Annotated in this window: 27 protein-coding genes; 12 read left to right on the top strand and 15 right to left on the bottom strand. The window is 72.3% G+C overall.

All coding sequences use genetic code 11. The features are described from left to right. Window positions 1–58: 58 nt before the first annotated feature. Genes AC5JJ1_RS16910 through AC5JJ1_RS16900 form a run of 3 tightly spaced genes read left to right on the top strand, consistent with a single transcriptional unit; the run spans window position 59 to window position 2228 of the window. Entirely contained in the window at window positions 59–910 is an 852-nt protein-coding gene (locus AC5JJ1_RS16910; protein ID WP_495786270.1) for an OmpA family protein, read from the top strand. Further along, the gene (gene motA / locus AC5JJ1_RS16905) at window positions 907–1773 is read left to right on the top strand and encodes a flagellar motor stator protein MotA (protein WP_495786269.1); all 867 of its coding nucleotides are present in this window, start codon (window positions 907–909) and stop codon (window positions 1771–1773) included. The genes AC5JJ1_RS16910 and motA overlap by 4 nt, the downstream gene beginning before the upstream one ends. Further along, window positions 1770–2228, top strand: coding sequence for a PaaI family thioesterase (locus AC5JJ1_RS16900; protein ID WP_495786268.1), 459 nt, complete (start codon window positions 1770–1772; stop codon window positions 2226–2228). Before motA ends, AC5JJ1_RS16900 begins: the two co-directional genes overlap by 4 nt. Here AC5JJ1_RS16900 and AC5JJ1_RS16895 read toward each other — a convergent pair. Beyond that, entirely contained in the window at window positions 2215–2676 is a 462-nt protein-coding gene (locus tag AC5JJ1_RS16895; RefSeq protein ID WP_495786267.1) for an MmcB family DNA repair protein, read from the bottom strand. The genes AC5JJ1_RS16900 and AC5JJ1_RS16895 overlap by 14 nt on opposite strands. A 126-nt stretch (window positions 2677–2802) precedes the next feature. On the opposite strand from AC5JJ1_RS16895, the gene AC5JJ1_RS16890 reads away from it, so the two are divergent. Next, a complete protein-coding gene (locus tag AC5JJ1_RS16890) occupies window positions 2803–3237 on the top strand; it encodes an Rrf2 family transcriptional regulator (RefSeq protein WP_495786266.1) in 435 nt (144 codons plus the stop codon). A gap of 99 nt (window positions 3238–3336) precedes the next feature. Here the strand turns inward: AC5JJ1_RS16890 and AC5JJ1_RS16885 are convergent, their stop codons facing one another. Beyond that, the gene (locus AC5JJ1_RS16885; protein WP_495786265.1) at window positions 3337–3627 is read right to left on the bottom strand and encodes a 4a-hydroxytetrahydrobiopterin dehydratase; all 291 of its coding nucleotides are present in this window, start codon (window positions 3625–3627) and stop codon (window positions 3337–3339) included. Window positions 3628–3682: 55 nt separating this feature from the next. Between AC5JJ1_RS16885 and AC5JJ1_RS16880 the strand changes: the two genes are divergently transcribed. Further along, entirely contained in the window at window positions 3683–4075 is a 393-nt protein-coding gene (locus AC5JJ1_RS16880; RefSeq protein ID WP_495786264.1) for a metallopeptidase family protein, read from the top strand. 335 nt (window positions 4076–4410) lie between these two features. On the opposite strand, the gene AC5JJ1_RS16875 is transcribed toward AC5JJ1_RS16880, so the two are convergent. The 4 genes from AC5JJ1_RS16875 to AC5JJ1_RS16860 are packed head-to-tail and all read right to left on the bottom strand — an operon-like array spanning window position 4411 to window position 6445. Beyond that, window positions 4411–4875, bottom strand: coding sequence for a copper chaperone PCu(A)C (locus tag AC5JJ1_RS16875; RefSeq protein WP_495786263.1), 465 nt, complete (start codon window positions 4873–4875; stop codon window positions 4411–4413). Between the two features lie 34 nt (window positions 4876–4909). Further along, window positions 4910–5251 (bottom strand): hypothetical protein, encoded by a 342-nt coding sequence (locus AC5JJ1_RS16870; RefSeq protein WP_495786262.1) that lies wholly within the window; start codon window positions 5249–5251, stop codon window positions 4910–4912. 60 nt (window positions 5252–5311) lie between these two features. Continuing rightward, window positions 5312–5851, bottom strand: a complete 540-nt coding sequence (gene thpR, locus AC5JJ1_RS16865) for an RNA 2',3'-cyclic phosphodiesterase (protein WP_495786261.1) — start codon at window positions 5849–5851, stop codon at window positions 5312–5314. A gap of 12 nt (window positions 5852–5863) precedes the next feature. Beyond that, window positions 5864–6445: an arylesterase gene (locus tag AC5JJ1_RS16860; protein ID WP_495786260.1), complete on the bottom strand. Its 582-nt coding sequence runs from the start codon at window positions 6443–6445 to the stop codon at window positions 5864–5866. A 79-nt stretch (window positions 6446–6524) separates the two neighbouring features. Here AC5JJ1_RS16860 and AC5JJ1_RS16855 point away from each other — a divergent pair, with 79 nt between their 5' ends. Both AC5JJ1_RS16855 and AC5JJ1_RS16850 read left to right on the top strand, forming a co-directional pair. Then, window positions 6525–7244 carry an ABC transporter ATP-binding protein gene (locus AC5JJ1_RS16855; protein ID WP_495786259.1) on the top strand — a complete coding sequence of 240 codons (720 nt, stop codon included), beginning with the start codon at window positions 6525–6527 and terminating at the stop codon, window positions 7242–7244. Between the two features lie 42 nt (window positions 7245–7286). Beyond that, entirely contained in the window at window positions 7287–7454 is a 168-nt protein-coding gene (locus tag AC5JJ1_RS16850; RefSeq protein WP_495786258.1) for a DUF6726 family protein, read from the top strand. 142 nt (window positions 7455–7596) lie between these two features. On the opposite strand, the gene mltG is transcribed toward AC5JJ1_RS16850, so the two are convergent. The 8 genes from mltG to AC5JJ1_RS16810 form a co-directional block, all read right to left on the bottom strand. Then, the gene (mltG, locus tag AC5JJ1_RS16845; RefSeq protein ID WP_495786257.1) at window positions 7597–8520 is read right to left on the bottom strand and encodes an endolytic transglycosylase MltG; all 924 of its coding nucleotides are present in this window, start codon (window positions 8518–8520) and stop codon (window positions 7597–7599) included. 53 nt (window positions 8521–8573) lie between these two features. Further along, a complete protein-coding gene (gene fabF, locus AC5JJ1_RS16840; RefSeq protein WP_495786256.1) occupies window positions 8574–9857 on the bottom strand; it encodes a beta-ketoacyl-ACP synthase II in 1284 nt (427 codons plus the stop codon). 42 nt (window positions 9858–9899) lie between these two features. Further along, complete coding sequence (locus AC5JJ1_RS16835) at window positions 9900–10136, bottom strand: acyl carrier protein (RefSeq protein WP_043338033.1); 237 nt, start codon at window positions 10134–10136, stop codon at window positions 9900–9902. Window positions 10137–10326: 190 nt separating this feature from the next. Further along, a complete protein-coding gene (locus tag AC5JJ1_RS16830; RefSeq protein ID WP_495786255.1) occupies window positions 10327–10566 on the bottom strand; it encodes a hypothetical protein in 240 nt (79 codons plus the stop codon). A gap of 97 nt (window positions 10567–10663) precedes the next feature. Then, window positions 10664–11401, bottom strand: coding sequence for a 3-oxoacyl-[acyl-carrier-protein] reductase (fabG, locus tag AC5JJ1_RS16825; RefSeq protein ID WP_495786254.1), 738 nt, complete (start codon window positions 11399–11401; stop codon window positions 10664–10666). A gap of 13 nt (window positions 11402–11414) precedes the next feature. After that, a complete protein-coding gene (locus AC5JJ1_RS16820) occupies window positions 11415–12068 on the bottom strand; it encodes a hypothetical protein (protein ID WP_495786253.1) in 654 nt (217 codons plus the stop codon). 95 nt (window positions 12069–12163) lie between these two features. Then, window positions 12164–13123, bottom strand: a complete 960-nt coding sequence (gene fabD / locus AC5JJ1_RS16815; protein WP_495786252.1) for an ACP S-malonyltransferase — start codon at window positions 13121–13123, stop codon at window positions 12164–12166. Between the two features lie 72 nt (window positions 13124–13195). Further along, window positions 13196–13936: a hypothetical protein gene (locus AC5JJ1_RS16810; RefSeq protein ID WP_495786251.1), complete on the bottom strand. Its 741-nt coding sequence runs from the start codon at window positions 13934–13936 to the stop codon at window positions 13196–13198. A 156-nt stretch (window positions 13937–14092) separates the two neighbouring features. Here AC5JJ1_RS16810 and AC5JJ1_RS16805 point away from each other — a divergent pair, with 156 nt between their 5' ends. From AC5JJ1_RS16805 to rplI, 5 genes are all read left to right on the top strand, one after another. Next, window positions 14093–15673, top strand: a complete 1581-nt coding sequence (locus tag AC5JJ1_RS16805; RefSeq protein WP_495786314.1) for an ABC transporter substrate-binding protein — start codon at window positions 14093–14095, stop codon at window positions 15671–15673. Between the two features lie 141 nt (window positions 15674–15814). Further along, the gene (rpsF, locus tag AC5JJ1_RS16800; RefSeq protein WP_495786250.1) at window positions 15815–16288 is read left to right on the top strand and encodes a 30S ribosomal protein S6; all 474 of its coding nucleotides are present in this window, start codon (window positions 15815–15817) and stop codon (window positions 16286–16288) included. 3 nt (window positions 16289–16291) lie between these two features. Beyond that, entirely contained in the window at window positions 16292–16579 is a 288-nt protein-coding gene (gene rpsR, locus AC5JJ1_RS16795; RefSeq protein WP_043362479.1) for a 30S ribosomal protein S18, read from the top strand. Between the two features lie 76 nt (window positions 16580–16655). Then, complete coding sequence (locus AC5JJ1_RS16790; RefSeq protein WP_495786249.1) at window positions 16656–17522, top strand: hypothetical protein; 867 nt, start codon at window positions 16656–16658, stop codon at window positions 17520–17522. Window positions 17523–17538: 16 nt separating this feature from the next. Continuing rightward, window positions 17539–18093 (top strand): 50S ribosomal protein L9, encoded by a 555-nt coding sequence (gene rplI, locus AC5JJ1_RS16785; protein WP_495786248.1) that lies wholly within the window; start codon window positions 17539–17541, stop codon window positions 18091–18093. Window positions 18094–18229: 136 nt separating this feature from the next. Here the strand turns inward: rplI and AC5JJ1_RS16780 are convergent, their stop codons facing one another. Continuing rightward, window positions 18230–19177 carry an amidohydrolase family protein gene (locus AC5JJ1_RS16780; RefSeq protein WP_495786247.1) on the bottom strand — a complete coding sequence of 316 codons (948 nt, stop codon included), beginning with the start codon at window positions 19175–19177 and terminating at the stop codon, window positions 18230–18232. Window positions 19178–19184: the final 7 nt, after the last annotated feature.

Below are 19184 nucleotides of genomic sequence, written 5' to 3'. Positions count from 1 at the left end.
TGGGGCACGGGCACCATGGGGGGCCTAGAAGGTCGCCTATGCCGACTTCGTCACGGCGATGATGGCCTTCTTCCTGCTGATGTGGCTGCTGAACGCCACCTCGGAGGAGCAGAGGCGCGGCCTCGCCGATTTCTTCTCGCCGAACAACGTGCTGGCGCGGGCCAATTCGGGCAGCGGCCAGCCCTTCGGCGGCAAGACGCCGCATGCCGACGGCACCTCGCTCTCCGACAGCGGCGCGGTGCGGGTGGAGCGGGGGCAGGCGCCCTTCACCCTCGACATCGAGGAGGATGGCGAGGTGCCGGCGCCGCCGCCCTCCCCGCCCCTGCCGCCGCGGCCGGACCAAACGGAGGTGCCGCATGCGGCGCAGCCCGACCCCGCCGCCATCCCCGATGCCGCGCTCCGCGAGGAGGTGGCCAAGCGGGAGCGGGTGGCACTGGAGCGGGCGGCGGAGGATATCCGCGCGGCGGTGCGCGACGACCCGGCGCTGGCGGAGCTGGCGCGGCAGCTCGTCGTCGAGCAGGTCCCGGAGGGGCTGCGCCTCCAGATCCTCGATGCGGAGCGGCAGCCGATGTTCGCCACGGGCAGCGCGGCGCCGAACGAGCGGGCGCGGGCGCTGATGCAGGCGGTGGTGCGGGTGGCGGCGCGGCTGCCGAACGGCCTCGCCATCGCCGGGCATACGGATGCGGCGCCCTTCCGTGGCGGCGAGCGGAGCAATTGGGAGCTCTCGGCCGAGCGGGCGAATGCGGTGCGGCGGCTGCTGGTGGAGGGCGGCATCGCCGAGGCGCGGCTGCAGAGCGTGACCGGCCATGCCGAGCGCGACCTGCTGCTGCCGGCGGAGCCGACCAACCCGGCCAACCGGCGTGTCGCCATCACCCTGCTCCGGCAGCTGCCGGAGAGCGCCGCGCGATGACGACGATCGGCGGCCTCGTCTTCCTCCTCGCCTGCGTCTTCGGCGGCTACATCCTCGCCGGCGGCAAGTTCGACATCATCCTGCATGCGCTGCCGCACGAGATGCTCACCATCGGCGGCGCGGCCATCGGCGCCTTCGTCATGGCGAACAGCCTGCACGACATCAGGCATGTGCTGGCCGGCTTCGGGCGGATCGTCCGGGGCGGGCGGTTCCACAAGGCGGAGTTCCTCGAGCTGCCGGCGCTGCTCTACTTCTTCGTCCGCCTGGCGCAGCAGCGGGGGGCGATGGCGCTCGAGCCGCATATCGAGAAGCCGGAGGAGAGCGCGGCCTTCCAGAAATTCCCGAAGATCGCCCGCGACAAGGTCGCCGTCGCGATGATCTGCGACTACCTGCGGATGATCGGCATGAATGCCGACGACCCGCACCAGATCGAGGACAGCATGGCGCGCGAGCTGAAGAAGCTGCGCGAGGAGGAGATGCATGCCTCCCACGCCATGCAGTCCATCGCGGATGCGCTGCCGGCCCTTGGCATCGTCGCCGCCGTGCTCGGCGTCATCAAGACCATGGCGAGCATCGACCAGCCGCCGGCGGTGCTCGGCGCGATGATCGGCGGCGCGCTGGTCGGCACCTTCCTCGGCATCCTCCTGGCCTATGGGATGATGGGGCCGATGGCGGCGCGGCTGAAGGGCGTCGTCGAGGAGGACTGCAAATTCTACGAGGTGATCCGCGCCGTCCTCGTCTGCCACCTGCATGGCAACGCGCCGCAGGTGGCGGTCGAGGCGGGGCGGAAGACGGCGCCGAGCCATGCCATGCCGAGCTTCCAGGAGCTCGAGGGCGCGCTGCAGGAGGTGCAGGTCGCTTGACCGGGGCGGGCGGCGCGGGCATCGATGCGGGCATGGACCCGTCGCATTCGCCCTATCACGAGCATCTCGGCATCGTGGTCGAGGAATGGCGGGAGGGCTATGCGCGGCTCGTCTGCGAGACTGCGCCCTTCCATGCGAACCGCTCGGGCATCGTGCATGGCGGGCTGCTGCTCTCGATGGTCGACCAGGCGGCGGCCTTCGCGGGGCTCTACTGCCCGGTCCCCGGGCGGGTCCGGCGGGCGGTGACGCTCGACCTCGATTGCCGCTTCACCGGCCAGGCGGCGATCGGCGGCCGATTGGTTGCCGAGGGGCGGGTGGCGACGGCCGGGCGCCGCGTCTTCTTCGCCCGCACCGAGATCTTCGACGCGGAGGGGCGGATGGTGGCCTTCGGCGCCTCCACCCACCGCTACCGGGAGGGGAGCGGGGATTCCCAAGGGGTCCCTATTCAACCTTGAGCGCGGCGCGGCGCTCGGCACGCCCGGCGGGGTCGGTCAGGGCCGAGAGGCGCTCGGCGGCGAGCATGGCGAAGCGGTGCAGCAGGGCGCGCCGGCGGGCCGGGGCCAGCGGGTGGGCCGGGGGCGCGCGCAGCTCGGCCATCTCGAGGCCGTCGGCGACGAGCAGGCCGGCATCCTCCGGCAACAAGGCCTGCGGGAAGTCGAGGTCGACGGCGAAGTAGAGCCGGTCGCAATACTCCCGGTAGTCGGGCCATTTCAGATCCGACAGGAAATCGCGGGCGCAGGACTTCACCTCGACGATAACGAAGCCGCCATCGGGAAGAAGGGCGAGCAGATCGGCGCGGCGGCCGTTGGGCAGGGGCATCTCGGCCAGCGTCGCCCAGCCGCGGAGGCCGGCGAAGCGCTGGGCGGCGCGGCAGACGGAGCTGGTGCGTTCCGCCGGCGTCAAGGTGCATCCCTGCGTGAACTCCGGCGTTGATGGGAGAATGGTCACAAATTCACGGCTCCGGCGTCAGCGAAACAATGGAAAGGGCCCCGGCGACCCGGGCCGGCCTGCCCTGACAAATGATCACTCATGATAGCGACTCGCTTCTCCGTGGGCCTCCATATCCTCGTCATCGTCGCCAATGACCCGCCGGGCGGGGCGACCAGCCTGCGCCTGGCGGCCAGCATCGGCACCAACCCCGTGGTGGTGCGGCGCATCGCCGGGCAGCTCTCGCGGGCGGGGCTGATCACAGTGCAGCGCGGGCCGGGCGGGGCGACGCTCACCCGGCCGGCGGAGGCGATCAGCCTCAGGGATGTCTGGCAGGCGATCCACCCGGCGCCGGAGGTCATGCTCCGCGTCCACCGGGCGAGCCCGCAGGCCTGCCCGCTGGGCCAGAGCATCCCGCCCCTGCTGCGCCGCCGGTTCGACCAGGCGGAGGAGGCGATGCTGGTCGATCTCGGCCGCACGACGCTCGCCGACCTGCTGCAGGCGGCGCGGCAGCGGACGGCCGAGGCGGCGGATTAGCGCAGGCTCCGGTCAGGCGGAGCCACCCTGCGGGCGCGGTCTGCCCATCGGGACGCCAGTCCGGGGCGGCTTCCATGGCCAGGGCAAAGGGAACCCGCCCTAGCCGCGCAGGGCGTCGATCGCGCGGGCAAGGCGGAGGTCGCGGGCGGAGAGGCCGCCGGCGTCATGCGTGGTCAGCAGGATCTCGACCCGGTTCCAGACATTGGACCATTCCGGGTGGTGGTCCTGCGCCTCGGCCAGCAGGGCGACGCGGGTCATGAAGCCCCAGGCCTCGGAGAAGTCGCGGAAGCGGAATTCGCGGCGGATGGCGTCACGGCCCTCCACCGGCTGCCAGGCGGGCAACTCGGCGGCGAGGGCGGCGCGGGCGGCGGCATCGAGGGGCTCGACCATCTCAGTCCTCTCCGTGCGGCTTGACCTGGGGGCGCCGCGGGCTTCCGCTAGGGGGATGCGCCATAGCACCCCGCCGAGCCTCGAGGATATCCTGGAACTGGCCGAGCAGGCCCTCACCGCCATGCCCGCCGTGTTGCGCGAGCAGGTGCGCGGCACGGCGATCATCGTCGAGGACATGCCGGACGACGAGACGCTGGAGGAGATGGGGATCGAGGAGCCCTGGGAGCTCACCGGCCTCTATCGCGGCGTGCCGCTGACGCAGAAGAGCGTGCTCGACACGCCGCAGGAGCCGGACACGATCCTGCTCTACCGGGAGCCGATCCTGCTGGAATGGATCGAGACGGGCGAGGATCTCTTCGGCCTGGTGCGAAACGTGCTGATCCATGAGATCGGGCATCATTTCGGCCTGTCGGATGCGGATATCGCGCGGCTGGAGGGCGAGGGCTAGAGCAAACTCCGACCAGGTGGAGACACCCGATCGGAGGTATTCGCTCGGCCAGACAATAGATGGGAGCGGAGACCGCTCTATGGCCCATCCGGTCCGCACGGGTTCGCCGGACATGCTCCAGGCCGTTGTTCTCCGGGCAGCGTCACGCCTCCGGATGGTGCCGTCCCGCGGCGATCCGCTCCGGGCGCTGTCCGCCCGCGCCGGCCTGCGGGTCCTGCCCTGGTTGGTCGGGCGGGCCGATGCCGCCGATCAGGTCGCTCGACCCGATCGGCGCTCGCCCTGTGGCGGCGGTCGCCGAGGCGGCGACAGCAGCGGTCAGGGAGGTGGCGGCGCGCTTAGTGCCGCATCGGGCTGCGGGCGCCGGCGCTGCCGACATGCAGCATCACCCGTGCTTCGCCGGCCCGCTCGAAGCGGAGGGTCAGCGGCACCTCGCTGCCCTGGGCCAGCGGCTCCTTCAGCCCGATCAGCATCACGTGGAAGCCGCCGGGCTCCAGGGTGACGGTGGCGCCGGGCGGGATCGGGATGCCGCCTTCCGCTTGGCGCATGCGCATCACCTCCCCGTCGCGGATATGGGTGTGCAGCTCGACGGTGCGGGCGACGGGCGAGGCGACGGAGATTAGCCGGTCGGGCTGGGTGCCGGTGTTGCGGATGGTGAGGAAGCCGGCGCCGGTGCCGTTGGCCCCGGCGGCGCGGGACCAGGGCTGGGTCACTTGGATGTCGCCGATGGCGACGTCCTGGGCGAGGGCTTGAAGCGGAGCGAGGCAGGCCAGGGCCAGCAGGCTGCGGCGGAGGGTGGGCATGGGGTTCTCCTGAGTCCGGTAAGGGGGCGGGGCGTCAGGATGGGTGGGGCGGGGCGCGGGCGCCGCCGGGCGGGCCGGGCCGGGCCTGCACGCGCGGGGCTGGAGCGGGGATGGCGGCGCAGTCGCCGATGAGGGTCCAGGCCGGAGCCGGCAGGACGGGCGGATCGAGCGCGGCGCCGGCCGGAAGGGCGTGGCAGGCGAGGCAGGCGCCGGACTGCGGCAGGCTGGCCGGGCCGCCATCCGCAGGCTTCGCGCCGCCGGCGGTGCAGAGGGCCGGCGGCAGGCTGCGGCCGGCCATGGCCAGCCCATGCGCCGGAGCGAGGATCGCCTGCAGCAGCAGGGCGGCGATCAGCAGCAGGGGCAGCCGGCGTGTCACCGGGCGGACCCTAGCGGGGGCCGCCCGGGAAGTCGATCCGGTTGCGCCCCCCTCCCCGGCTCAGGCGGCCAGGGCGTATTCCACCTCCGGCACGTAGAAGGCCTGCTCCTTGCCGAGCAGGCTGGAATAGAGGGTGAAACTCTCGACCGGCACGGGCGGGGCGCGGAAGAGGTTATGCGCCTGGACGAACTGGATCAGCTTGTCCGGCGCGGCGCGGTCGGTGCGGGCCAGCGTCACATGCGGGGCGAAGCGCTTGCGCTCCGGCTCCAGGCCGACGCGCTGCAGCGCGGTCTCGACCTTGGCCTGGAGGAAGGCCAGCGCCTCCGTCTTCTCGACCCCGACCCAGAGGGCGCTGATGCGGCCAGCCTTCTCGAAGGTGCCGAGGCCGCGGAGCGACAGCTCGAAGGGGCGGGCGCGGATGTTGGCGAGCGCGTCGTCCACCTCCTGCGCCTGCCAGGACTCGACCTCGCCGATGAAGCGGAGGGTGAGGTGGTAGTTCTCCGGCGGCACCCAGCGGGCGCCGGGGATGCCCCCCGCGAGGTCAGCGAGCTGGTCCTTGATGGCGGGCGGCAGGGCCAGGGCGACGAAGAGGCGGATCATCGGGGACACTCCTCAGCCAGGAACACGGTCCAGCAGGGCCTCCACCGCGGGGAGGATGCGGGCGACCAGACGCTCTACGCCGCGGGCGTTGGGATGGATGCCATCCGCCTGGTTCAGGGCCGCTTCGCCGGCGATGCCCTCGAGGAAGAAGGGGTCGAGGATCACCCCGGGATGGGCGCGGGCGAGGTCATGGAAGACGGCCCGGAACTCGCGGCCATAGTCGGCGCCGAGATTGGGCGGGGCGAGCATGCCGGAGAGCAGCACCGGGATCCGGCGCGCGGCGAGGCGCTGGAGGATGGCCTCGAGGTTGCGGCGGGTCTCGGCGGGGGGCAGGCCGCGGAGGCCGTCATTGCCGCCGAGCTCGACGATCGCGGCCTGCGGGTTGTCGGCGAGGGCCCAGTCGAGCCGGGCGAGGCCGCCGGCCGTGGTGTCGCCGGAGACGCCGCCGTCGAGCACGCGCACCGGCCGGCCGCGGGCCTTGAGGGCCGCCTGGAGGCGGGGGACGAAGCCCTCGCCGGGGGGCAGTCCGTAGCCCGCGGTCAGGCTGTCGCCCAGGGCGAGCAGGCGGACGGGCTCCGCAGCGCGAGCCCGCAATACTCCGATACCCGATAGAGCTAGGCCGATCGCGCTTCTGCGCCCATATCGGCTGGTATCCCGGAACCCGCATGGCACCATGGACACCATCGCAAGCCACTCCCGCCCCTCGATCGGCAACACAGCGGACGACTCGCTCATCACCGCCAAGGACCTGACCTTCAAGGTGGCGGGGGCGGCCGGTGCGGTCAACATCCTCCGCGGGGTCGATCTCGGCATCGGGAAGGGGGAAGCGGTGGGGCTGGTTGGGCCGTCCGGCTCGGGCAAGACCTCGCTGCTGATGCTGCTGGCGGGGCTGGAGCGGCCAACCTCCGGCAGCCTGGTGGTGGCGGGGCGGGAGCCGGGGCGGATGGACGAGGATGCGCTGGCGCGCTTCCGGCGGGAGACCATCGGCATCGTGTTCCAGGCCTTCCATCTGATCCCGACCATGACGGCGCTCGAGAATGTCGCGGTGCCGCTGGAATTCGCCGGGCGGCGGGATGCCTTCGCCCGCGCGACGGAGGCCTTGCGGAATGTCGGGCTCGGGCATCGGCTCGGGCATTACCCGGGCGAGCTTTCGGGCGGCGAGCAGCAGCGGGTGGCGCTGGCCCGGGCGACGGTCGCCGAGCCGGCGCTGCTGCTGGCCGATGAGCCGACGGGCAATCTCGACCGCGGGACGGGCGCGCAGGTGATGGACCTGCTCTTCGGCCTCCGGGCACGGCTCGGGACGACGCTGCTGCTGATCACCCACGACCCGGTGCTGGCCGGGCGGTGCGACCGGGTGATCCGTATGGAGGATGGGTTGATCCTGCCGGGCTGAACGGCCCCCGGGGTGATGCGTTCGGGCGGCGAACGGATAAGGATGAGGCCGATGCGCGTGGTGATGCTGATGCTGGCGGCGCTGTCGCTGTCCGGCTGCGGGTTGGTGGCGCTGCCCTTCCGGGTGACGGGGGATGTGCTCTCCGTCGTGCCGGTGGTGGGCAAGCCGCTCGGGGCGCCGATCCATGCGGTGGGCGATGTGATCGACTAGAGCGGCTTCCGTTCGCATAGGCTCACGGAACCCGCTCTAGCTTGTTGTTCGATGGAGCAAATACCTCCGATCAAATGATTCCGCCTGATCGGAGTTTGCTTTAGGCCTAGCCTGGGGGCGGCAGGCTCCCGGCCGGCAGGCGCTACAGGCCCGCGCCGCGGCGCCGCTCGATCTCGCGCCAGCGGGCGACGTTGCGGTTGTGCTCCTCGAGGGTGCGGGCGAAGGCGTGGCCGCCGCTGCCATTGGCGACGAAATAGAGATCCTCGGTCGCGGCCGGGCGGGTCACGGCCCGCAGCGCGGCGACGCCCGGCGCGGCGATCGGCGCCGGCGGCAGGCCCTTCACCTTGTAGGTGTTGAAGGGGTGGTCGCGGTCGAGGTCGGCGCGGCTCAGCGGGCGGTCGAGCGGGGCGCCGTCGGCGGCGGCATAGGCGACGGTCGGGTCGGATTGCAGCGGCATCCCCGCCCGAAGGCGGTTGAGGAAGACGGCGGCGATGCGCGGCCGCTCCTCCGGCACCGATGTCTCGCGCTCGACGATGCTGGCGAGGATCAGCGCCTCGCGCGGCGTCGCCAGCGGCAGGTTCTCGGCGCGGCCGGTCCAGGCCTCGGACAGGGCCTGGAGCATGGCAGCCTCGGCGCGGCGGAGCAGCGCGGCGCGGTTGTCGCCCAGCTGGTAGGCATATGTCTCGGGCAGGACCATGCCCTCGGCCAGGGAGGGCAGTTCGCCGGTGAGGCCCTCGGTGCCGTTCAGGATGGCGGCGATCTGGCGGGCGGTAAGGCCCTCGGGGATGGTCAGCCGGCGCTGCACCGGCCGGGCATGGCGGAGGATGCCGAGCACCTGTGCCATCGAGGCGCCGGGCGGGAAGGCGAATTCGGCAGCGCGCAGGGGCCCCTCCCCCCGCGTCGCCAGGGTGGCGAGGGCGAAGAGGCGGGGCTCGTCGATCACCCCGGCGCGGTCGAGGGTGGCGGCGATCACATCAATCCCGCCGCGCGGGATGACGAGCTGGGCCTGCTCAACCAGCGGCCCGGGGGCTTGGTAGCGATGCCAGGCCCAGCCGGCGCCGGCCACGATGAGAAGGGCCAGGGCGGCGAGGGCCGCCCCGGCGATGCGCAGGCCCCGCCTCAGGGCGCCGCGCGGAAGACGATGCTGGCGTTGGTGCCGCCGAAGCCGAAGCTGTTCGACAGCGCCACCTCGATCTTCCGCTCCTGTGCCACCTTGGCGACCCGGTCGATCGGGCTGTCCTTCGAGGGCTTCTCGAGGTTCAGCGTCGGCGGGGCGATGCCGTCGCGGATGGCGAGGATGGAGAAGATGCCCTCCACCGCGCCGGCCGCGCCGAGCAGGTGGCCGATGGCCGACTTGGTCGAGGACATCGCCAGGCCGCGGGCATCCACGCCCCAGAGCCGCTCCACCGCGCCGAGCTCGAGGTCGTCGCCGAGCGGCGTCGAGGTGCCGTGGGCATTGACATACTGCACCTCGCCCGGGGCGACGCCGGCGCTTTTCAGCGCCGCGCGCATGGAGCGGAAGGCGCCGTCGCCGGTGTCGGAGGGGGCGGTGATGTGGTGCGCGTCGCCCGACATGCCGTAGCCGATGACCTCGGCGTAGATCTTCGCGCCGCGCTTCCTGGCGTGCTCGTACTCCTCGAGCACGACGACGCCGGCGCCCTCGCCCATGACGAAGCCGTCGCGGCCCTCGTCCCAGGGGCGGGAGGCCTCGGCCGGGGTGTCGTTATAGGCGGTGGACAGCGCGCGGGAGGCGCAGAAGCCGGCCATGCCGATCTCGCTGACCGCGGCCTCGGCGCCGCCGGCGACCATCACGTCGGCATCGCCGAAGGCGATCAGCCGGGCAGCGTCGCCGAGGGCGTGCACGCCGGTCGCGCAGGCCGTCACCACCGCATGGTTCGGCCCCTTGAAGCCGTAGCGGATGGAGACATGCCCGGAGGCGAGGTTGATCAGCGCGCTCGGGATGAAGAAGGGCGAGACGCGCTTGCCCTTGCCCTGGGCGATGAGCTGCGAGCTCTCGTAGATGGTGGTGAGGCCGCCGATGCCGGAGCCGATCATCACGCCGGTGGCGCAGCGGCCCTCCTCATCCTCCGGCATCCAGCCGGAATCCTCGACCGCTTCCACCGCCGCCACGACGGCGAGCTGGATGAAGCGGTCCATCTTCTTCTGGTCCTTGACCGGGATCCATTCGGCGAGGTCGAGCCCGCCCTCGGCCCGGGTCCCGACCGGCACCTGGCCGGCGACCTTGGCCGGCAGGTCCTTCACGTCGAAGGACTGGATGGCGGCGATGCCGCTCTGCCCTTCGATGAGGCGCTTCCAGACCCGCTCGACACCGAGGCCGAGCGGGCTGGCGATGCCCATGCCGGTGACGACGACGCGCCGCGGCGCGGCAGTCTGTGCGAACACGCTACACCCTCTTCCCGGTCTCGATCTGGCGCCCTGGGGGCTTCAGCCCTTCTGGCCGTCGATATAGGCGATCGCGTCCTTCACCGTGGTGATCTTCTCGGCCGCATCGTCCGGGATCTCCACGCCGAAGGCCTCCTCGAAGGCCATGACCAGCTCGACGGTGTCGAGGCTGTCGGCGCCCAGGTCGTCGATGAAGGAGGCGTCCTCGGTCACCTTGGCCTCATCCACGCCGAGATGCTCGACGACGATCTTCTTAACCTTCTCGGCGGTCTCGCTCATCGCGTGCCAGTCTCCAAATCAACAGCCATGCCCCTGGCGTCGACCAGCCCATGCCCGGAATCGCGGCGTGCCGCACGGGGGCGGTCGGTTGGTCAACGCGGAACCCGGAGGGGGCGTAGGCGGTGTTGGCGATGCTGGCAAGTCCCTTTGGTGGCTTCCGCCCGGCCCGAAGGGATGACGCGGCGCAGCATCAGCGCGGCGGGGCGGCCAGCTGTGCCAGGCGGGCCACGCCCATCATCGCCTCGATGGCGGCCGAGGGCGAGACGAGGCAGGCGAGGCCGGTGGCGATCGCCAGATGTAGGTCGGCGCCCTGAGCGAGCACGGCGAAGGGGGCGGCGACGGCGGCGGCGCCGAGCAGCCACCAGGGCCCGTCCGGCCAGGGGCCGACCAGGGAGTCGCGGGGGAATCGGGGCGGATTGAGACGCACCATCGCTGCCTCGGCTGCTGCGGCTGAAGCGGGCGAGGCAGTCTCGGGTTGCGCGGGCGGCGACGCAACAAAAAGCGACGGGCGAGCGGGCCGCTGCCGCTCAGATCATCGCCATGCCGCCGTTCACGTGCAGCGTCTGCCCGGTGACCCAGGCCGCCTCGGCGCTGGCGAGGTAGACGACGGCGGCGCCGATGTCCTCCGGCGTGCCCATGCGGCCGGCGGGGATGCGCTCCAGCAGCTTGGTGCGGGCGGCCTCGGGCAGGGCGTCGGTCATCGCCGTCTTGACGAAGCCGGGGGCCACGACGTTCACCGTGACGCCGCGCGTCGCCACCTCCTGCGCCAGCGACTTGCTCATCCCGATGAGGCCGGCCTTGGCGGCGGCGTAGTTGGCCTGGCCGGCATTGCCGGTGACGCCGACGATGGAGGCGATGGAGACGATGCGGCCGTGCCGGCGCTTCATCATCCCCCGGAGCGCGGCGCGGGCCAGGCGGAAGGGGGCGGTGAGGTCGACCTCGAGCACCGCGGCCCAGTCGGCGTCGCCCATCCGCAGCGCCAGCATGTCGCGGGTGAAGCCGGCATTGTTCACCAGGATGTCGAGGCTGCCGAGCCTGCCCTCCACCTGCTCGACGAGTGCGGCAGGCGCCGCCGGGTCGGCAAGGTCGGCGGGGGCGACCAGCACGCCCTCGCCCAGCTCGGTGGCGAGCGCCTCGAGCTCCGCGGCGCGGCGGCCGGTCAGCGCCAGCTTCGCCCCGCGGGCATGGAGGGCGCGGGCGGTGGCGGCGCCGATGCCGCCCGTCGCGCCGGTGACCAGGGCGGTGCGGCCGGTCAGGTCGAACATGGGGGAGCTCCCGTCATGGGTTGAGGCCGCGGGCGGCCGGGTCGAAGGAGGCGGCGGTCGTGAGGTCGAACCAGGCGGCGGCATCGGCCTCGCCGGCGCCACCCAGCGCGAAGTGGCGGCCGAGGCCGGGGATGTAGAGCTGGTCGATGAAGAGGTGCGGCGCCTCCTGGGCGACGACGAAGCGCTGGCCGCCGCCCTCCGCCGTGACGCCCGGCCCGGCATGGGCGGCGATCAGGACGCCGGGCTTCGGCCGGACGCGGACGATGATGTCGCAATCCGTCCAGGCCGGCGGCAGGGCGAGCTGGCGGCGGGCGGCCTCGACCAGGGTGATGCCGGCGGTGCGGGCGCGGGAGAGGAGGAGCACCATGCGGTCCTCCTCCATCCACCAGGGCGAGTTCAGCAGCGGCAGCAGCGCCTGGCCGCCGGTGCCGAGGTAGCGGCGGGCGGCGAAGCGGTAGAGCATGTTGTCCTCGGCCAGCAGCACGCGGCGCTTGGCGATGAGGCCGCCATTGCGCTGGTAGGCGAAGCGGCCCAGCGCATCCGGGTCCGGGTCGCTGGCGAGGGTCTTGCGCGGGCCGTGGTTGGCGTTGCGCCACTGATAGCCCTCTGCCTCCATGCGGAGGGTGCTGTTGCGGTACCAGTCCTCGTTCACCGGGTTGGCGGGCATCGGGGTTGGGATCCTCGCAGGGGTGAGAGACCTGCGGTTGAACATGGTCGCCCCGGTTGCGCGATTGAGTTCCACGTGATCGGGATGGCAGGGGTTCAGAGGGTCTTGAGGAAGGCCTCGACCTCGGCGGGGGTGCCGATGGCGCTGGCCGTGGCGTCCGGCGCGTTGCGCTTCATCAGGCCGGTGAGGACGCGGCCGGCACCGAGCTCGACGAAGCGGTCGCAGCCCATCGCCGCCATGCCGCCGACGCATTCGCGCCAGCGGACGGTGGCCGTCACCTGCTCGACCAGCAGGCGGCGGATCTCGGCCGGTTCGGTCGCCTTGGCGGCAGTGACATTGGCGATCACCGGAACGAGGGGGGCCTTGATCATCGCCTCGGCCAGGGCCGCGGCCATGGCATCGGCGGCGGGCGCCATCAGCGCGCAGTGGAAGGGGGCGGAGACGGGGAGCGGCAGGGCGCGCTTCACGCCGAGCCCGGGCGCGGCGGCGATGGCGCGCTCGACGGCCGCCTTGGCCCCGGAAATGACCACCTGGCCGCCGCCATTGTCGTTGGCGATCTGCAGCACCTCCTCCTCGCCGGTCTCCGGGTCGGCCTTGGCGGCGTCGCAGATAGCCTGGGCCTGGGGCAGCTCGGCGCCGAGGAGGGCGGCCATGGCGCCGGTGCCGGGCGGCGTCGCCTTCTGCATCGCCTCGCCGCGGAGGCGGAGCAGGCGGGCGGCGGTCGGGAGGTCGAAGGCGCGGGCGGCGGTCAGCGCGCTGTACTCGCCGAGGGAATGGCCGGCGACGAGGGCGACCTTGGCCGGGAGCTCGAAGCCCCCCTCGCCTTCCAGCACCCGCAGCACGGCGACGGAATGGGCCATCAGCGCGGGCTGGGCATTGACGGTGAGGGTGAGCTCCTCCGGCGGGCCCTCGAACATCAGGCGGGAGAGGTGCTGCTTCAGCGCCTCGTCGACCTCCTGGAAGACCTCGCGGGCGACCGGAAAGGCGGCGGCGAGGTCGCGGCCCATGCCGGGGGCCTGGCTGCCCTGGCCGGGGAAGACGAAGGCCATTGCCATGGACGGTTCCTCAGAGCGTGCGCGGTTGGCGGGCGGGCCTACCGGCCTGTCACAGCCCTGTCAATCGGCGCCTCAAGGGGAGGCGGCGACGCTGCGGGCGACGCCCTGCGCCACGGGCGGGAGCTGGGAGGTCAGCGCGTTCTGCACCGCCTGGGAGGCGCCGCCCTGCGCCGGAGCCTGCGGCGGGGGCTCGGCAGCGGCCTCGGCGGGCGGGGCGGGTGGCGGCGGGATGACGACCGGCGGCGACGGCGCGGGCGGCAGGGCGGCGGTCCCGCCGGCGGGGGCGGGCGCGGCGGAGGCGGGCTGGGGCTGCGCGGCGGCGGCCGTCGCCGCGGCGACGGCTGGGGTCGCGGGCGGCTCGGTCGTGTAGTCGGGGACGATGCGGGCCTGGGTGCCGGCGATGACCAGGACCCGCTGGCCGACGACGAGCGGCGTCTGGTCGCGCTGCGTCACCGAGATCAGCTCGTTCTTGCCGGTGGTGCGGACTACGTATTCGAAGGCCTTGGTGTCGCCCGCCACATGCTCCGCCGTGGTGCCGATCAGCCCGCCGATCAGCGCGCCGCCGACGCCGCCGAGCGCCGAGCCGATCCCGCCCCCCGGCGTCTGGGCACCGAGCACGCCGCCCGCCGCCGCGCCGGTCGCGGCGCCGGTGCTGCCCTCGGCGGTGACGCTCACCTCGCGCCGGCCGACGACCATGCCCTGCTCCACCTTGTTCGCCTGCTGGACGGCGCGCGTGGCGTAGGTGTCCGGCGAGTAGTCGGCACCGCAGGCGGCGAGCAGCAGGAGGGGAAGAATACGCGGGAGACGTCGCAAGAGTGGTTCACCGTTCCGGGTTGGAGGAATTTGCTGCGCTGCATAATGCGGATGGGGGGTGTTTGTCATCCTGTGCCTCGGTAGCCTAGCCTGCGGCCCGGGGAGCAAGGCCGGGCCGCACGCCACCGCCGGGGGCAGAGAGCCATGGACATCCGCTTGAACCGTCGCACCATGCTGGCCGGGGCTGCCGGCCTGGCCATGCCGCGCCTTGCCGCCGCCCAAGGGCAGCGGGTGCTGAAATTCATCCCGCAGATCGACCTCGCCTTCCTCGATCCGCACTGGACCACGGCCTATGTGACCCGTGGCCACGGGCACCTGGTCTTCGACACGCTCTACGGCCAGGACAGCAGCTTCAAGGCCTCGCCGCAGATGGTGGAGGGGCATGTCGTCGAGAATGACGGCCGGCTTTGGACGCTGACCCTGCGGCCGGGGCTGCTCTGGCATGACGGGGAGCGGGTGCTGGCACGGGACTGCGTCGCCAGCATCCGGCGCTGGGCGAAACGGGATGCGCTGGGCGGCGCGCTGATGGCCGCGACCGAGGAGCTCTTGGCGCCCGACGACCGGACCATCCGCTTCCGCCTCTCCCGCCCCTTCCCGCTCCTGCCTGAGGCGCTGGGCAAGGTCAGCTCGCCCATGCCGGCGATGATGCCGGAGCGGCTGGCCGAGACCGACCCGTTCAAGCAGGTCACCGAGATGGTCGGCAGCGGGCCCTTCCGCTTCCTCGCCGATGAACGGGTGGCGGGCTCGCGCAACGTCTATGCGAGGTTCGAGAAATACCTCCCGCGCGAGGGGCGGCGGGCCGACTGGAATGCCGGGCCGAAGCTCGTCCATCTGGACCGGGTGGAGTGGACCACCATCCCCGATGCGGCGACCAAGGTGGCGGCGATCCAGCGCGGCGAGCAGGACTGGTGGGAGAACCCGACGCATGACCTGCTGCCGCTGCTGCGGCGGGACCGGCGCATCCGCATCGAGGTGAACAACCCGACCGGCACCGTCTGCATGATGCGGCCGAACCACCTGCAACCGCCCTTCGACAAGCCGGAGGCGCGGCAGGCGCTGCTGCATGCCTTCGACCAGGCCGCCTTCATGCAGGCGGTCGTCGGCGACGATGCGGCGATGTACCACGTGCCGCACGGCATCTTCTGCCCCGGCACGCCCATGGCGAGCGAGGCGGGGCTCGAGCCGCTGACGGGGGCACGGGACTACGGGAAGGGCCGGCGGCTGCTGGCCGAGGCGGGCTATGGCGGCGAGACGGTCGCCCTGCTGGTCGCCACCGACTACCCCCATCTCAAGGCGATCGGCGAGGTGATGGCGGATGCGATGGGCAAAATCGGCCTCAAGGTCGACTACATCGCCACCGACTGGGGCACCATGCTGCAGCGCCGGAACAACCGCGGGCCGGTGGCGCAGGGCGGGTGGAGCTGCCTCAACACCAGCTGGGAGGGGGCGGACCACATGGACCCGGCCAGCCACTACGCCATCCGCGGCAACGGGAAGGAGACCGGCGCCTGGCCGGGCTGGTGCGTGAGCGAGCGGCTGGAGCAGCTGCGGGATGCCTGGTTCGCCGCGCCGGACCTGGCCGGGCAGCAGGCGGCCTGCCGCGAGATGCAGGTGCAGGCGATGCGGGACGTACCCAGCATCCCGCTCGGGCAGTACATCCAGCCGACGGCCTACCGGACCAGCGTGACCGGCGTCGCCAAGGGCTTCCCGACCTTCTGGGGGGTGCAGAAGGGGTAGATCGGCCCTTGCTTCCGGCGGGGCGGCGTGCTTTACGCCCCGCTTCCCTGCCGCCGCGGAGGCATCGCGCGCGGCTATGCCCATTTGCGCGCCCGGCATCCCGCCTGTCGCCACGGGCTGAGACAGCCAGAGGGAGTGCACATGCCGCTCTATGAAAGCGTGTTCATCGCACGCAACGACGTCACCCAGCAGCAGGTCGAGGCGATTGCCGAGCAGGTGGCCGCCGTCGTCGCCGAGCAGGGCGGCGAGGTCAAGAAGCGCGAGTACTGGGGCCTGCGCGGCCTCGCCTACCGCATCAAGAAGAACCGCAAGGGGCACTACATGCTCCTCGGCATCGACACCGTCCCGGCGGCGATGCAGGAGGCCGAGCGCCAGCTGGGCCTCAACGAGGACGTGCTCCGCGTCATGACGCTCCGCGTCGAGGCGATCGACGAGGCGCCGTCGGCCATCCTCTCCCGCCGTGGCGAGGAACGCGAGCGCGACCGCGGCTTCCGCGGCCCCCGCCCGCCGGGGCGCTTCAGCAGCGGCCGGCGCGAGCGCGGCGACGAGCGCGAGGAATTCCGTGCCCGCCCGCGCGACGAGATGACCGATCCCTCCATGGGCGGCGAGGAGTAAGCCATGTCCGACGAGATCCCCGCTTCCGACATGACGCCGGCGGCGCGCCGCCCGGCCGTCGGCGCGCGCCGGCCCTTCTACCGGCGCCGCAAGTCCTGCCCCTTCTCCGGCCCGAACGCGCCGAAGATCGACTATAAGGACGTGCGCCTGCTGAGCCGCTTCCTCTCCGAGCGTGGCAAGATCGTCCCCAGCCGCATCACCGCGGTCAGCGCCAAGAAGCAGCGCGAGCTGGCGAACGCCATCAAGCGTGCCCGCTTCCTGGCCCTGCTGCCTTACGTCATCAACGACTGACGGGCGGGACCCGGGGTAGTGAGGCGTGGCGGCGGTGACGGCATCAGCACCACTCGGCCGGTCTAGTGAGGGCCTGATGGCGGCGGCGGCCGCGGCCCTGGCCGCGACCGTCTGCGCGCTCTGGGCCTTCCGCGGCCTGCCGGGCGGCACGGTGCTGTTCTGGCTGACGCCGTTCCCGCTCTTCGCGGCCGGGCTCGGCTTCGGGCTCGGCAGCGCGGTGGCGGGGGCGGTGCTGGCGGCGGTGCTGGTGGCGCTGGCCGGCGGCGGCCTGCCGATGCTGGTCTTCCTGCTGCTCTTCGGCGTGCCGGTGCCGCTGCTGCTGGGGGCGGCGATGCGCGGCGGCGGGTTCGGCCTGTCGCTGCCGCTGGCGCTGCTCGGGCTCTGGCCGGTTTCCGTGCTGCTTTGCGCCGCGCTCTTCCTCGTCGATGATGGCGGGCTGGAGCCGGCGATGCGGCGCGCGGTGGAGATCGCCCTCGCCCGGCTCGGCCTGCCGGCGCAGGAGATGCTGGTCGCCGAGCTGGTGCGGGTGAAGGCGGCGGCGATCGGCTTCTGGGCCTGCATCGCCCTGCTGGCCAATGCGGCGGGGGCGGAGCGCTTCCTCGCCCGGCGCGGCTGGCTGCAGGGGCCGCGCATCCCGTGGAGCGCGGTGCGGCTGCCGGGCTGGTACCTGCCGCTGCCGGCCATCGCCGCAGGCTTCTTCCTGGCGGCGCCCGAGGACGGGGATGCGGTCGCGCTCTCCGCCCTGCTGCTGCTGCTGGTGCCGCTCTTCCTGCAGGGCTGCGCCGGGGTGCATGCGCGGGTGCGCGGCCGGCCGGGCGCGGCGGCGATGCTGGCGGGCTTCTACCTGTTGATGCTGCTCTTCCTGCAAATCATGGGCCCCGGCCTCGTCGGCCTCGGCCTCTACGACCAAATCCGGCGGCGCCCGGCGCCGCGCAACAGCTGACGAGAGAGTTCAACCCATGATCGACATCATCCTGATGCAGCGCGTCGAGAAACTCGGCCAGATGGGCGAGGTGGTGAAGGTGAAGCCGGGCTATGCCCGCAACTTCCTCCTCCCCCTCGGCAAGGCGATCCGCGCGAACAAGGCGAATCTCGAGAAGTTCGAGCAGCAGCGTGCCCAGCTCGAGGCGCAGAACCTCAAGCGCCGCGAGGAAGCCGAGCGTGTGGCCGAGCGGATGGACGGCCTCACCGTCACCATCATCCGCCAGGCGGGTGAGAGCGGCGGCCTCTATGGCAGCGTCTCGGCGCGCGACATCGCCGACCTCTGCAAGGAGGGTGGGCTGACCGTCTCCCGCAGCCAGGTACTGCTGGAGCAGCCGATCAAGACGCTGGGCCTCACCAAGGTGCGCGTCGAGCTGCACCCGGAGGTGCATATCCCGGTGACCGTCAACGTCGCACGCAGTCAGGAGGAGGCCGAGCGCCAGGCCCGCGGCGAGGAGATCGTCCGCGAGGAGGAGCCGAGCCTCGAGGACGAGCTGCGCGCCGAGATCGGCGCGGCGATGGACGATCGCTGATATCCCCACGACAGCGCTGCGCGTTGCCGTGGGGCCCCGGTTTACGGGCGCTTGGTGAGCAGCGCGTTGGCATCCTTCCGTGGCAAAGCCACGGAAGGCGCAGACCGAAAGGGAGCCGTGAGGCTCCCTTTTTTCGTCATGAGCGGGGGAAGTCGTAGAGGCGGGCGGGGTTGTCGACGAGGATGCGCTGGCGGGCGGCGGCGTCGGGGACCCAGGTGGTGAGCAAGTCGAAGAGGACGGCGTCGTCGGGCTTGTTGTCGGGCTTCTCGGTCGGGTGGGGCCAATCGCTGCCCCAGACCATCTTGTCGGGCGCGATCTGGGCAAAGGCGCGGGCCACGGCGCTGGTATCGGCATAGGCGGGCGGGCCGGACTTGGTGTCCATATATGCGCCGGAGAGCTTCATCCAGACATTGCCCTTCTCCAGCAGCGACTTGACGAAGGCGAAGGTCGGGTCGCTCGTGCCGGTGGGCTGCGGCACATGCGCCAAGTGGTCGAAGACCAGGGTGGCGTCGACGCGCTGAAACAGCTCGCGCTGGGCCATGATGACGGGCGCGGGCGCGTTGATCTGGATGTGCCAGCCCATCGGTTTGATGCGGCGGGCGAGCGGCTCCATCATCCCGGGCGTCGTCGCACCCGCCTGGGCCAGGTTGAAGCGGATGCCGCGGATGCCGGCGGCGTGCAGCCGCTGCAGCTCGGCATCCTCCACCTTGTCGTTGACCACCGCGACGCCGCGGAAATTGGGGCCGAGCGCGGCCATCCCCAGCAGCGTCGGGCTGTTGTCGGTGCCGTAGAGCGAGGGCTGCACGACGACGCCGCGCGTCGTGCCGATGCGGCGCTGAAGCGCGCGGTAGTCATCGGGCGAGGCGTTGGGCGCGGGCAGGCCGCCGGGCGCGGGCGGGTACTTGTCGTTGTAGATGTGGAAGTGGCAGTCCGTGGCGTTGGGCGGCGCCTGGAGCTTGGGCTTCTCCGTGCCGACGGAAAAGGGGACGGTCTGGGCGAGCGCCCGAGGAACAAAGGCTGGCGCGGCGAGCAGGCTGGCGCCGGCGGCCAGCGCGGTGCGGCGCGTGGCGGCGGTCTCTGTCATGCGGGTT

It is taken from the genome of Belnapia sp. (assembly GCF_059504005.1).
This window is presented reverse-complemented; position numbering and strand designations above follow the sequence as displayed.